Below are 11,779 nucleotides of genomic sequence, written 5' to 3'. Positions count from 1 at the left end.
GCCGCGAGGACGCCGACGGCTCTGATGGTGAAGGTGGTGGTCATCGAGGAGGTGAAGGCCCCGCGGGCGGCGGCGATCAGTCCGGCGTCGCCCTGGGCGGCGGCCAGCGCGCCGCCGATGGACTGCTTGGCCTGCTCGGGGGCGTCGGCCTGCGTCTCGGAGGAGAAGGTGCTGGTGAGGAGCGAGCCGAGGATGGCGATGCCGAGCGCGGTGCCGGCCTGCTGGATGGTGTCGTTGAGGGCGGAGCCGACGCCGGCCTTCTCCTCGGGGACGGTGCTCATCAGCGCGCCGACGGCGGCCGGCATCGCGAGGCCCGCGCCGAGGCCGAGGAGGCCGAGGGCGATGGCCGGGACGGTGAAGCCGGAGTGGGCGTCGACGGTGGCGAGCAGGGCGAAGGAGGCGGCCATGACGAGCATGCCGGCGAGGATCAGGAGCCGGTTGCCGATCTTCGCGGCGAGTCCGGCGCCGGCGCCGCCGCCTACGACGAGGCCGCCGCCCACGCGGCGGTCGATCCGGTCGCCATCCGGGACGCCAAGTCCGCCTACGGCCTGGACGTGGTCCTGGACGGCCTGGAGATGCGGCTCCCGCGCTGATCCGACGCGCGGCCCGGCGCCTGCGGCCACCGCCGGTGCGGCGCGTCGACGGGGTACGCGTGCGCGTGGCGCCCGCCGGCCCCGACCGGGGCGAGCGCGGTGCCGAGCACGGCCGTCGCGTCCGTCCCGGCCGGGTCGTAGTCGACGCCGATCGCCTCAGTCGTGCCAGGGCTCCCCGGTCACCTGGTGGTCCGCGCGGCTGATCGCCTCGACGACCAGGCGCTTCAGGTGTCCGTCCGGCATCGCGTACACGACCCTGCGGCCCTCCTTGCGGGTCGTGACGAGCCCGCCGAGGCGCAGTTTGGCGAGGTGCTGGCTGACGGCGGGACGCGCGGCCCCGCACGCCTCGGTCAGGGCGGTGACGTCGGCCTCGCCCCGGGTGAGCAGCCACACCAGCTGGAGCCGGGTGGGGTCGGAGAGCAGCCCGAACACCTCGGCCGCCGCCGCGAGTTCACGCGCGCCCGGGGTCCGCTCGTGCGGACGGGAGACGGCTGCGGGGCCTACGGGCTCGGGCTCGGGCATGCGCCCACCGTACCGAGGAAGCGGATGTGCGGGCGCCCGTCGGGTCCCGGCCGGGTCACGGCGCTGCGGACCCCGTAGACCTCGGCGACGAGCTCCTCGGTGAGGACCTCGCCCGGTGGGCCGCTCGCCACCACCCGGCCCCGGGCGAGGACCACGAGCCGGTCGCAGTACATCGCCGCGAGGTTGAGGTCGTGCAGGGCGACGACGGCGGTGAGGCGGAGGTCGGCGACGAGGGCGAGGAGGTCGAGCTGGTGCTGGATGTCGAGGTGGTTGGTGGGTTCGTCGAGGAGGAGTTCGCGCGGTTCCTGGGCGAGGGCGCGGGCGATCTGGACGCGCTGGCGTTCGCCGCCGGAGAGGGTGCGCCAGGGCTGCCGGGCGCGGTCGGTGAGCCCGGTCCGTTCGAGGGCGGTGCGGACGGCGGCCTCGTCCGCCGCCGTGGGCGGCGTCCAGGCCCTGCGGTGCGGGATGCGGCCGAGGCGTACGACGTCGGCGACGGTCAGGTCGGTCTGGGTGTCGGCCTGCTGCTCGACCGTGGCGAGGCGCCGGGCGACGGTGCGGCGGCCCAGCTCGGCGAGCGGGTCGCCGTCGAGGGTGACGACGCCGGAGTCGGGGGCGAGGACGCCGGCGAGGAGGCGCAGGAGGGTGGACTTGCCCGAGCCGTTGGGTCCGAGCAGCCCGGTGACGGTGCCGGGGGCGAGGGTGATGCCGACCCCGTCGAGGACGAGGGTGCCGCCGGCCGTGCGCGAGACCCGCTCGGCACGGAGTCCGGCACCGCGCCCGGCACGGGGTCCGGCGTCGGCGGAGGCGGTCTCGGTCATCGCGTGCTCCTGGTGCGGTACAGGACGAGGACGAAGGCCGGTACGCCGATCAGCGAGGTCACCACGCCCACCGGCACCTCCTGCGGGTCGAGGACCGTGCGGGCGAGCGTGTCGGCCCAGACGAGGAACACCGCTCCGGCCAGGGCGGTGACCGGCAGCAGCCGGGCGTGCCCGGGGCCGGCGAGGGCCCGGGCGGCGTGCGGCAGGACGAGGCCGACGAAGCCGATCGCGCCGGCGGCGGAGACCAGGGCGGCCGTCAGGAGGGCGGTGACGCACAGCAGGACGAGCCGGGTCCGCGCGACGGCGACGCCGAGCGAGGCGGCGGCCTCCTCGCCGAAGGCGAAGGCGTCCAGGGTCCGCGCGTACCCGCCGCAGACCAGCAGGGCCCCCGCGAGGACGGCGAGGCACACCCACACGTCGCTCCAGCCGGCCCCGGCGAGCGAGCCGAGCAGCCAGAAGAGCACGCCCCGGGTGGTCTCCGCGTCGGCGGCGGTCATCACGACGAAGGAGGTGAGCGCGGAGAAGAGCTGCATCGCGGCGACGCCCGCGAGCACGACCCGGTCCGTCGAGCCGCCGAGGGTGTGGCTGAGCAGCAGGACGAGCGCGAAGGAGACCACGGCCCCCAGGAACGCCCCTCCGGTGACGGAGAGGAGGCCACCGCCGATGCCGAGGACGACGACGGCGACCGCGCCGGTCGAGGCGCCGGAGGAGACGCCGAGGACGAAGGGGTCGGCGAGCGGGTTGCGCAGGAGGGACTGCATCACCGCCCCGCAGAGGGCGAGGCCGGCGCCGCAGACGGCGGCGAGGAGGGTACGGGGCAGCCGCAGGTCCCAGACGATCCCGTCGCGGATCGGCGAGAGTTCCGAGACGCCGCCGCCGAGGTGGGCGGCGACGACGGACCCGACCTCGCCGACGCCGATGTCGGCCGGGCCGATGGTGATGGCCACGGCCACGGACAGGGCGAGCAGGACGAGGCCGGCCGCCGCCCACAGGAGCGCCGTGGCGCGTACCGGCCGGGTCGGCCGGGTTACCAGAGGGGGCGCGCTCACTTCGCGAGACCGTACGTGCGGAGCGCTGCCGCCACCTTCTCGATGCCCTCGACGGTGCGGATCGTGGGGTTCAGTGCCTGGCCGCTGAGCAGGACGTACCGCTTGTGCTTCACGGCCGTCATGTTCCGGGTGACGGGGTCGGACTCCAGGAACTCGATCTTCTTGGCGGCGCTCTCGGCGGACTGCGCGCGGCGGGTCAGATCGCCGAGCACGAGGACGTCGGGATCGCGGTCGGCGACGGTCTCCCAGTTGATCTGGGGCCATTCCTCGCGCGTGTCGTCGAAGACGTTCTTCGCGCCGAGCGCGTTCGTGACGATCCCCGACGCTCCGCAACAGCCCGCCATGTAGGGCGATTTGGCGTCGGAGTACCAGTAGAGGACGGTGGCGTCGGTGAAGTCGGCCGCCGCCGTGGCCTTCGCCACCCGGGCCTTGAGCCCTGCGACGAGCTTCTCGCCCCGCTCGGGGACCGCGAACACCCGGGCCAGGTCACGGATCTCGCCGTAGACCGTCTCCATGGTGAGGGGGCGGGTGCGGACGCCGTCGCCGTCGCCGCTGTTGTCCTTGCCGACGCAGTCGCTCGGCGAGAGGTAGGTGGGGACGCCGAGCTGCTCGAAGCGCTCGCGGGGCGCCACCCCGCCCTTGCCGAGGGTGTACGCGAACGAGGCGGCCGCGAAGTCGGGTTCGGCGTCGAGGACCTTCTCGAAGAAGGGGTAGCGGTCGGCGAGGCGCGGGACCTTCGCGTTCTCCTCCTCAAGTCCCTTGAGCACCGGGTCCGTCCAGGTGGCGGTGCCCACCATGCGGTCGGCGAGGCCGAGGGAGAGCATGATCTCCGCCGCCCCCTGGTCGAGGGCGACGGCCCGGCGCGGGGCGCGGTCGACGCGGACCGGCCGTCCGCAGTCGTCGGCGAGGGTGACGGGGTAGCCGCGCTCCGGGGCGTCCTTCGCCGAAGCCCCGGAGGGCCCGCAGCCGGTCACCGCCGCGGTGAGGAGCAGGACGCCGGCCAGGGCGAGCACGGCGGAGCGGACGGGGTGTGCGAGCGGCACGGGGACTTCCTCTGCGTCCACGGCTCATGCGCGGAGCCTGTCGTACGGTGCTCCCCGGACGGCGGCGTGCCGCCGGGGCCGCCAGCAGGTCTTCGGACTCGGGGTCAGCCGGACGGAGCGCCTTCCCGGGCCCGTCGTGCCGCCCAGTGGCCGATGCTCCGCCCGTCGCCCTCACCGCTGCGCGTCAGTTCCGGTCTCGCACCGGATTCCCTGACCCGTGCACGTACCCGTTCAGGTGCGTACAAAGGTGCGACTGGCCTCGGCACAGTACCACCGGCCGGTGATCGCACCCCGGGAGCCCGGCCGGTCCGCACCCGCAGGCCGCCGGCCCTCGCCCGCAGACCGCCGGTCCGCGCCCCCGCGCCCCGGACGGCGTCAGAAGCGCAGCTCCTTGGCCTCGAAGCGGCCCTCGCCGAGGACCAGGACGAAGGAGACCTGCTGCCCCTCGGAGACCGTCCGCTCCTTGCCCTCGATGTCCTCGGCGCTGAAGTACACCTGCTCCTCGGAGCCCACGGGGACGACGAAGCCGTACCCGCCGAGACGGTTGAAGGACTGCACGAATCCGATGCTTCTGCCTTCCACGGCGGCCTCCTCGTCGGCTCTGGCGACGCGGTCGAGGGTGTCCGCGCCTCAGGGGACATGTACCCCGCCCGCCCGTCCTTCGCCACCGCCGTCGTCCGGGAGGACCCGGGAGGACCAGCGCCGCCGTCCGGGCGGACCACCCCGGATGATCTCGTACAATATTCAACAGAGGCCCGCTGCCGGAGATCCCCCGTGTCCGTCAGCGGGCCTCGCCGCACCCATCGGGCCGGACACCGCCCGGGTACGCGATCCGCGCCGTGATCCTGGCGATGCGCCGCGCCGACTCCTCCGGCGAGGCCACCGGCTGGACGATGTGGCTGACGGTGAGCCGCACGATCGTCTCGACGGCGAGCCCCCGGGACTCCTCGTCGACATCGGGCCAGGCCTCGATCGCGTACGCGTCGAGCATCGCCATCGCCGTGCCGAAGACCGGCTCCGGGCGGGTGGTGAGGTAGGCGAGGAGGTCGTCCTCGCCGCCGCGCGCCGCGAGCAGGACGCTCTTGATGAGGGGGTTGTCCACGGCCTGCTGGAGCGTGTAGCCCACGCCCGCGACGGCCGCCGCCTCCAACTCACCCCGGTGGGCGTCGAGTTCACGCTGTATGCCGAGCAGGAAGCCCTCCAGCTCACGCTGGATCAGGGCGTTGCCGATGGCCTCCTTCGAGCCGAACTCGTTGTAGAGCGTCTGGCGGCTGATGCCGGCGGCCCGCGCGATGCCGGCCATGCGCAGCACGCCCCAGCCGTCGGCGGCGACGAGCCGGTAGGCGGCGTCGAGCACCTGCTCTCGCAGGAGGGACCGAACACTCTCGCGGAAACGTGTCATCGTGCCCCCACTTTATCCACGGGGCACTGTCCAAAGCATTGACGTTCTCATGGGAATCCGTCTATGAACTGGACAGTAGTCATGGAAAGTGTCCACCCGCCGCGTCCACCTCCCCGAGGAGCCGGTCTTGGCCCTGCACAGCGACTCCCCCGACGCCCCCGCCACCTGGCGCGACCCCAAGCGCTGGCTCTGGCTGTTCGGCCTGCTCATCCCGGCCTTCCCCTTCCTCTCCTGGGGACTGGTGAACGCCACCGGGCTCCGCGTCTTCTGGTGGACCGGGATCCTCGTCCTGTACGTGATCTTCCCGCTCGTCGACCACCTCATAGGCAAGGACTCCGCCAACCCGCCGGACAGCGCGATCGCGCACCTGGAACAGGACCGCTACTACCGGTGGTGCACCTACCTCTACCTCCCCGTCCAGTACGCCGGTCTCGTCCTCGGCTGCTGGCTGATCACCCGGGGCGACCTCGCCCTCGTCGACCGGATCGGGCTGACGTTCACCCTCGGCGGGGTCGCCGGCATCGCCATCAACACCGCCCACGAGCTGGGGCACAAGACGGAGGCCCTGGAGCGCAGGCTCTCCCGGATCGCGCTCGCCCAGACCTGGTACGGCCACTTCTACGTCGAGCACAACCACGGCCACCACATCCGCGTCGCCACCCCCGAGGACCCGGCGAGCGCCCGGCTCGGCGAGAGCTTCTGGCGCTTCCTGCCCCGGACCGTCCTCGGCAGCCTCACCTCGGCCTGGCGCCTGGAGAGGCGCAGGCTGGGCCGCCGGGGCCGGTCGGTGTGGAGCCCGCGCAACACGGTCCTCGGCTCCTGGGCGCTGTCGTTCGTGCTCTTCACGGGGCTCGCGCTCGTCTTCGGCCCGGGGGTCCTGCCGTACCTCGCGATCCAGGCGGTCTTCGGCTTCTGCCTGCTCGAAGTCATCAACTACACCGAGCACTACGGCCTCAAGCGGGAGCGCACCGCGAGCGGCCGGTACGAGCGCTGCGCCCCGCGCCACAGCTGGAACAGCGACAACGTCGCCTCGAACGTCTTCCTCTACCACCTCCAGCGGCACAGCGACCACCACGCGAACCCCACCCGGCGCTACCAGTCGCTGCGCCACTTCGACGAGGCCCCCGAGATGCCGACGGGGTACGCGGGGATGATCGTCCTCGCGTACGTGCCCCCGCTCTGGCGCCGCGTCATGGATCCCCGGGTCGTCGCCCATTACGACGGGGACGTGACCCGCGCGAACCTCCAGCCGTCCCGCCGGACCCGCCTGCTCGCCCGGTACGGGACGACGACCGGCTGACCTTTCCCCCCAGGGGATGGTTTACCCCCGAAGCACCCTGGAGCCCCGCCAAAAGCTCGTACAATACCGATCAGTCGGTTTGATGTCGTCGAGTGGGTGCTGCTGGAGCCGTTGGTGACCAAACAAGAGCGGGCCGCGCGGACCCGCGACGCGCTCATCAGGTCGGCGGCCAGGGAGTTCGAGCAGCATGGATACGCCCTGGCCACACTGTCCGCGATCAGCGCGGGAGCGGGCGTGAGCCCCGGCGCGCTCCACTTCCACTTCGAGAACAAGGAGGCGGTCGCCGACGCCGTCGAGTGCGAGGCCTCCACCGTCCTGCGCCGCACCGCCCGGATCGTGTACGCACACCGGTCGAACGCCCTGCAGAACCTCGCCGACACCTCGCACGCGCTCGCCCGCCTGCTCCGCGACGACGTCGTCGTCCGCGCCGGGTTCCGCCTCAGCTGCGCCAATGACACCGGTACGGAGCTCAATCTGCGCCAGGAGTGGCAGAGCTGTGTGCAGCAGCGGCTCGCGGAAGCCGCCGACGAGGGCCTGCTCGCCGCCGGCACCGGGCGCCGGCAGGACCTCGCCCGTACGATCGTGGCCGCGACGATCGGTCTGGAGGCCCTCTGCCGGGACAACGGCGATTGGCTGTCCCCCAAGACCGTCACGGGACTGTGGCGCACGCTGCTGCCGATGCTGGCGGGCCCCGAGTCGCTCGCCGGACTCGAACCCGCGGGAAGTCAGAGCTTGTAGCCGCCCGACACGTCCACGCAGTGACCCGTGATCCAGCGCGCGTCCTCGGAGACGAGGAAGGCGACCACGTCCGCGACCTCGGCCGGCGTCCCGAGCCGGTCGAGGGCAGAGTGCGCCGCGAGGGCGGCGCTCTCCTCCGGCGTCGTGCGGCGATGCGCGTTCATGTCCGTCGCGACATAGCCGGGGGCCACGGCGTTCACCGTGATCCCCCGGGACGCCAGCTCCTTGGCGAGGGTCGGGGTCATCGTGTCGACGGCCCCCTTGGTCATCACGTAGGTGACGGACTCGGGGAAGGCGCGCTTCGTCGCCGCCGAGGAGACGTTGACGATCCTGCCTCCGTCGCTCAGGCGGTCCAGGCCCCGCTGGATGAGGAAGAGCGGGGCCTTGACGTTGATCGCGAAGAGCCGGTCGAAGGTCTCGGTGGTCAGCTCGTGGATCCGGCCCGAGCCGCTCGCCGCCGCGTTGTTGACGAGGATGTCGAAACCCGGACCGGCGCCCTGCTCGGCGAGACCCGCGTCCAGGGCGGCGTAGAACGTGTCCACGGCGTCCGGCGCCCCCAGGTCCGCGCGGAACGCGAAGGCCCTGCCGCCCGCCTCCTCGATGGTCTTCACCGTCTCGCGGGCGGCCGCCTCTCCGGTGCCGTAGTGCACGGCCACCAGGGCGCCGTCCCCGGCCAGCCGCTCGGCGATGCCCCTTCCGATGCCGCGGCTCGCCCCGGTGACGATCGCGGTCCTTCCGGCCAGCGCAGACATGTCGGCCGTGCCTTCTTTCTGTACGGGGACGGTTCTCGTGCACGGGGACGGTTCTCGTGCACGGGGACGGTTCTCGTGCACGGGGACGGTTCTCGCCGTACCGAGACCGTTCTCCGGGACGGTTCTTCGTCAGGACTGGTCGAGGAGGCCCCGGTACCAGGGCATGTGGTCCGCGATCGTCGCGGTGAAACCCGACCCCGGGTCGCAGCCCCACCCCCGCCACGGGCGGTCGTCCTCGAACCAGTGGTCGCTGGCGAGCATCGCCAGGTGGTGCTGCGCGAACGGGAGGTCCGCGAGCAGTGCGCGGGCCTCGGCGATGTCCACCGCAGGCCCCCGGGCCCCGGACCGGCCGGCGAGGAGCGCCTCGCCGACCGCGAGCAGCTCCGCCACCGGGACCGGCTCCGGGTGGTTGACGTAGCAGGGGCCCGCCTGCGTCTTCGGGGAGAGCGCCGCGCCGAGCAGGGCCCGCGCCAGGCTGTCCACGTCGATCAGGGAGTGCAGCGAGGAGCCCCCGTCGAGCGGTCCCGGCAGGGCCGCGAGCAGCCGGACGAAGCCCGGTATCAACTGCCGGTCACCCGTGCCGTACACGAGGTGGGGCCGCAGGACGGTCCCGCCCGCGTCGAGGACGTACCGCTCCCCCGCCGCCCGGGTGCGGCTGGTCACCGAGCCCGGGGCGAGCGGCAGGGTGCCGGGGGCCGCCGCCCGGAAGGGGCCGCGGCCGTGGACGGAGGCGGTGCTCAGGGAGACGATCCGGGTCACCCCGGCGCGTACGGCCGCGTCGACGAGGGCCCGGGCGCCCTCGTCGTTGACCGCGTGCGCCACGTCCTCGTCCGCGCCGATCGCCGAGGCGCAGTGGATGAGCACGTCCATGCCCTCGCAGGCGCGGCGCAGCGAGTCGGGGTCGCGGAGGTCGCCCGGGGCGACCTCGACGCCCGGGCCCGCCGGCGGCACGAGCGGGCGGCGGGCGAGGAGCCGCACGTGCGCCGGCTCCGGCGCGGCCGCGGCGTTCGCCGCCACCCGGCCGCCGATGAATCCGGTCGCGCCGGTGATGAGGATGCGTGGGCCCATGGTTCCGTTCCGGTCGGGTTCAGCCCGTCAGGCGGGTGCCGAGGCCGGCCCCGGCCACCGCCAGGTCCCGGGACGGGGAGGTGAGCGTGCTGAGGAAGACGAGCTCGCCGTCCTGCAGGCCGGTGACCCGGACGGTGGTCGCCTCGGGGTCGTGGCCGGGCAGGATCTCGGTCTCGATCCAGCAGGGGCTGTCGAGTTCGGCGTACCGCGAGAAGGAGACGTCCATGTCGGTGGGCAGGTAGGCCCTGCTGCCGAGGGTCGCCGTCGCCGCCTGCCGGGCGGCTTCGAGGAGCACCATACCGGGCACGTGGTCGTTCGGGCGCCGGAAGAGGGTGGGGTGGGCGGTGTTGAGGCGCAGCTGCCACTGGCCGGGGCGGGTCCCCGGGGCGAGGACGACGTCCTTGCCGTGCTCGCGGCCGACGAGTTCCGGTGCCACGGCCGGTATCAGCGGGACGGGCCGGTCGAGTGCGGCCATCCGCTCGCCCCGGATCCTGCGGTACGCGAGGGCGGAGGTGCAGCGGGCCAGGGTGCCGCCGGTGGCGAGGTGCCGGCCGTCGCGGGTGAGCACCATGGTCGTGCGCAGGTTCCGCAGGCTGCCGCGGCGGCTGTCGAGATCGGAGCAGATGACGTCGACGGTGACGTCGGAGGAGAGGCCGCTGACGGCGAGCGCCTCGGCGTCGGCCGTGTAGTGGAGGCCCCACATGACGAACTGATCCTCGACGGGTACCCCGAATTCGGCGTGGGCGACGAGCATGGTGGTCTGGCGTATCGTCTCGGCCACCAGCACGGGGTCGTGGCGGTCCCCTGCCACCGGAGAGAAGAAGGGATGTGCGGCAGGCCAGTGCGCGGAGACGGAGAACCGGTTCTCCGTCAGCTGGGTCCAGCCCGTGGGGATGATGTCCGCGGGATCCGCTCGGTGCACGAACTCCCCGGGGACGCACGCCGTCACTCCTCGAAGGTTCTGATCCATGGATCCCCCTAGCATCCCCGCGCCCCCGGGCGGCGTGTCCGCCCGACTTAGAATACGTACAGCGCGGTTTTCTTTTCAATGCTTCAGGTCACACGACGAGCACAGACAGCGACACAGCGGGAGGCGCCTTGGCGCAGCAAGCGCGTGCAATCAAGACCCGGCAGGCGATCCTGCAATCGGCCGCGGCCGTCTTCGCCGAGCGGGGCTACGAGCGCACGACCATCGGAGAGATCCTGGTGCGCGCCGGGGTGACCAAGGGAGCTCTGTATTTCCACTTTGCTTCCAAGGAAGACCTCGCCCTCGGCGTGCTCGACGCGCAGATGCTCGACGTGCCGCTGGCGCCGCAGGCCATCAAGCTCCAGGAGCTCGCGGACCAGGCCTTCCTCCTCGCCCACCGGCTGCAGCGCGACGCCCTCGTGCGGGCGAGCGTCGCCCTGGCCCTGGACAGCGGTGCCACCGGCGTCGACCGGGTCGCCCCGTTCCAGGCCTGGATCGACCAGGTCTCGGAGATCCTGATGGTCGCGAAGGCGCGGGGCGAGCTGCTCGTCCACGTCAACGTGACGGACACGGCCTCGCTCTTCTCCGGCGCCTTCTCCGGGGTCCAGGCGATGTCCCAGATCCTGTGCGACCGCAACGACCTGATCCATCGCGTCGCGGTCCTCCTCCAGCACTTCATGCCGAGCATCTGTGCGCCGGCCCTGCTGACCGGACTGCACCTGACCGAGGATTACGCGAAGAAGCTCGGCGCGGAATACGAGGCGAACCGGCGCCGCAGGGACGAAGCGAACTCCATGGAAACTCCCCATTAAGAAAACCGACTGCACGGTACTCGGAGCGCCCCGACGCAGAACAGCGTCGGGGCGCTCTGGCGTCATGGCACTGAGTGTGTTTTGCTGAGGGTACTCAGTGCCAAAAGCGTCTAGGGGAGCTCCACATCATGGGTAAGGACTTCGACCTGTATCGGCCCTCCGAGGAGCACGACATGCTCCGGGAGTCGGTGCGTGCCCTCGCGGAGGCGAAGATCGCCCCGTTCGCGGCGGCGGTGGACGAGGAGGCCAGGTTCCCGCAGGAGGCCCTGGACGCGCTGGTCGCCAACGACCTGCACGCCGTGCACGTCCCCGAGACCTACGGCGGCGCCGGCGCCGACGCGCTGGCCACCGTGATCGTCATCGAGGAGGTCGCCCGCGTCTGCGTCAGCTCCTCGCTGATCCCGGCCGTCAACAAGCTCGGCTCGCTGCCGGTCGTCCTGTCCGGCTCCGAGGAGCTGAAGAAGAAGTACCTCGGCCCGCTGGCCAAGGGCGACGCGATGTTCTCCTACTGCCTGTCCGAGCCCGACGCGGGCTCCGACGCGGCCGGCATGAAGACCCGCGCGGTGCGCGACGGCGACTTCTGGGTCCTCAACGGCGTCAAGCGCTGGATCACCAACGCCGGCGTGTCGGAGTACTACACGGTGATGGCCGTCACCGACCCCGACAAGCGCTCCAAGGGCATCTCCGCCTTCGTGGTGGAGAAGGGCGACGAGGG

General features: G+C 72.5%; 13 protein-coding genes, 1 pseudogene and 1 riboswitch. Of the genes and pseudogenes, 4 read left to right on the top strand and 10 right to left on the bottom strand.

Annotated elements, in window-relative coordinates; all coding sequences use genetic code 11:
• The 7 genes and pseudogenes from CCN56_RS21815 to CCN56_RS21785 all read right to left on the bottom strand — a co-directional run.
• Nucleotides 1-485: pseudogene (locus CCN56_RS21815) on the bottom strand (MFS transporter); the annotation flags it as partial.
• Between the two features lie 264 nt (nucleotides 486-749).
• A complete protein-coding gene (locus tag CCN56_RS21810; protein WP_086829239.1) occupies nucleotides 750-1,115 on the bottom strand; it encodes a metalloregulator ArsR/SmtB family transcription factor in 366 nt (121 codons plus the stop codon).
• Entirely contained in the window at nucleotides 1,094-1,933 is an 840-nt protein-coding gene (locus CCN56_RS21805) for an ABC transporter ATP-binding protein (RefSeq protein WP_086829237.1), read from the bottom strand. The genes CCN56_RS21810 and CCN56_RS21805 overlap by 22 nt, the downstream gene beginning before the upstream one ends.
• Nucleotides 1,930-2,967, bottom strand: a complete 1,038-nt coding sequence (locus tag CCN56_RS21800) for an iron ABC transporter permease (protein WP_256962084.1) — start codon at nucleotides 2,965-2,967, stop codon at nucleotides 1,930-1,932. The genes CCN56_RS21805 and CCN56_RS21800 overlap by 4 nt, the downstream gene beginning before the upstream one ends.
• An 11-nt stretch (nucleotides 2,968-2,978) precedes the next feature.
• Nucleotides 2,979-4,025, bottom strand: a complete 1,047-nt coding sequence (locus CCN56_RS21795; RefSeq protein ID WP_086829233.1) for an ABC transporter substrate-binding protein — start codon at nucleotides 4,023-4,025, stop codon at nucleotides 2,979-2,981.
• 86 nt (nucleotides 4,026-4,111) lie between these two features.
• Nucleotides 4,112-4,237: riboswitch (cobalamin riboswitch) on the bottom strand.
• 163 nt (nucleotides 4,238-4,400) lie between these two features.
• Entirely contained in the window at nucleotides 4,401-4,607 is a 207-nt protein-coding gene (locus CCN56_RS21790; RefSeq protein ID WP_256962083.1) for a cold-shock protein, read from the bottom strand.
• A gap of 199 nt (nucleotides 4,608-4,806) precedes the next feature.
• Nucleotides 4,807-5,427 carry a TetR family transcriptional regulator gene (locus tag CCN56_RS21785; RefSeq protein ID WP_086829231.1) on the bottom strand — a complete coding sequence of 207 codons (621 nt, stop codon included), beginning with the start codon at nucleotides 5,425-5,427 and terminating at the stop codon, nucleotides 4,807-4,809.
• Nucleotides 5,428-5,554: 127 nt separating this feature from the next.
• Here CCN56_RS21785 and CCN56_RS21780 point away from each other — a divergent pair, with 127 nt between their 5' ends.
• Nucleotides 5,555-6,727, top strand: a complete 1,173-nt coding sequence (locus CCN56_RS21780; RefSeq protein WP_086829241.1) for an alkane 1-monooxygenase — start codon at nucleotides 5,555-5,557, stop codon at nucleotides 6,725-6,727.
• A 114-nt stretch (nucleotides 6,728-6,841) separates the two neighbouring features.
• Nucleotides 6,842-7,465: a ScbR family autoregulator-binding transcription factor gene (locus tag CCN56_RS21775; protein ID WP_086829229.1), complete on the top strand. Its 624-nt coding sequence runs from the start codon at nucleotides 6,842-6,844 to the stop codon at nucleotides 7,463-7,465.
• On the opposite strand, the gene CCN56_RS21770 is transcribed toward CCN56_RS21775, so the two are convergent.
• From CCN56_RS21770 to CCN56_RS21760, 3 genes are all read right to left on the bottom strand, one after another.
• Nucleotides 7,453-8,217 carry an SDR family NAD(P)-dependent oxidoreductase gene (locus tag CCN56_RS21770; protein WP_086829227.1) on the bottom strand — a complete coding sequence of 255 codons (765 nt, stop codon included), beginning with the start codon at nucleotides 8,215-8,217 and terminating at the stop codon, nucleotides 7,453-7,455. The two genes, CCN56_RS21775 and CCN56_RS21770, sit on opposite strands and share 13 nt — an antisense overlap.
• A 129-nt stretch (nucleotides 8,218-8,346) precedes the next feature.
• On the bottom strand, nucleotides 8,347-9,285 hold the full coding sequence (locus tag CCN56_RS21765; RefSeq protein WP_086829225.1) for an NAD(P)-dependent oxidoreductase: 939 nt from the start codon (nucleotides 9,283-9,285) through the stop codon (nucleotides 8,347-8,349).
• A gap of 19 nt (nucleotides 9,286-9,304) precedes the next feature.
• Nucleotides 9,305-10,255, bottom strand: coding sequence for a ScbA/BarX family gamma-butyrolactone biosynthesis protein (locus tag CCN56_RS21760; RefSeq protein ID WP_086829223.1), 951 nt, complete (start codon nucleotides 10,253-10,255; stop codon nucleotides 9,305-9,307).
• A 128-nt stretch (nucleotides 10,256-10,383) separates the two neighbouring features.
• Here CCN56_RS21760 and CCN56_RS21755 point away from each other — a divergent pair, with 128 nt between their 5' ends.
• Nucleotides 10,384-11,064, top strand: a complete 681-nt coding sequence (locus CCN56_RS21755) for a ScbR family autoregulator-binding transcription factor (protein WP_086829221.1) — start codon at nucleotides 10,384-10,386, stop codon at nucleotides 11,062-11,064.
• 128 nt (nucleotides 11,065-11,192) lie between these two features.
• The coding region (locus CCN56_RS21750; protein ID WP_179199937.1) for an acyl-CoA dehydrogenase family protein at nucleotides 11,193-11,779 on the top strand (587 nt) is incomplete at its 3' end.

Origin of the sequence: Streptomyces sp. NRRL B-24572 (assembly GCF_002156145.1) — a bacterium.
Lineage (GTDB): Bacteria > Actinomycetota > Actinomycetes > Streptomycetales > Streptomycetaceae > Streptomyces > Streptomyces vietnamensis.
Note: the sequence above shows the minus strand (reverse complement) of the source record. Positions and strands in the feature narration are given on the sequence as shown.

Bases quoted from the DNA above. Each gene is read 5' to 3' on its own strand.
- CCN56_RS21810 (WP_086829239.1), bottom strand. From the start codon at position 1,115: ATGCCCGAGCCCGAGCCCGTAGGCCCCGCAGCCGTCTCCCGTCCGCAC.
- CCN56_RS21805 (WP_086829237.1), bottom strand. From the start codon at position 1,933: ATGACCGAGACCGCCTCCGCCGACGCCGGACCCCGTGCCGGGCGCGGT.
- CCN56_RS21785 (WP_086829231.1), bottom strand. From the start codon at position 5,427: ATGACACGTTTCCGCGAGAGTGTTCGGTCCCTCCTGCGAGAGCAGGTG.
- CCN56_RS21770 (WP_086829227.1), bottom strand. From the start codon at position 8,217: ATGTCTGCGCTGGCCGGAAGGACCGCGATCGTCACCGGGGCGAGCCGC.
- CCN56_RS21765 (WP_086829225.1), bottom strand. From the start codon at position 9,285: ATGGGCCCACGCATCCTCATCACCGGCGCGACCGGATTCATCGGCGGC.
- CCN56_RS21760 (WP_086829223.1), bottom strand. From the start codon at position 10,255: ATGGATCAGAACCTTCGAGGAGTGACGGCGTGCGTCCCCGGGGAGTTC.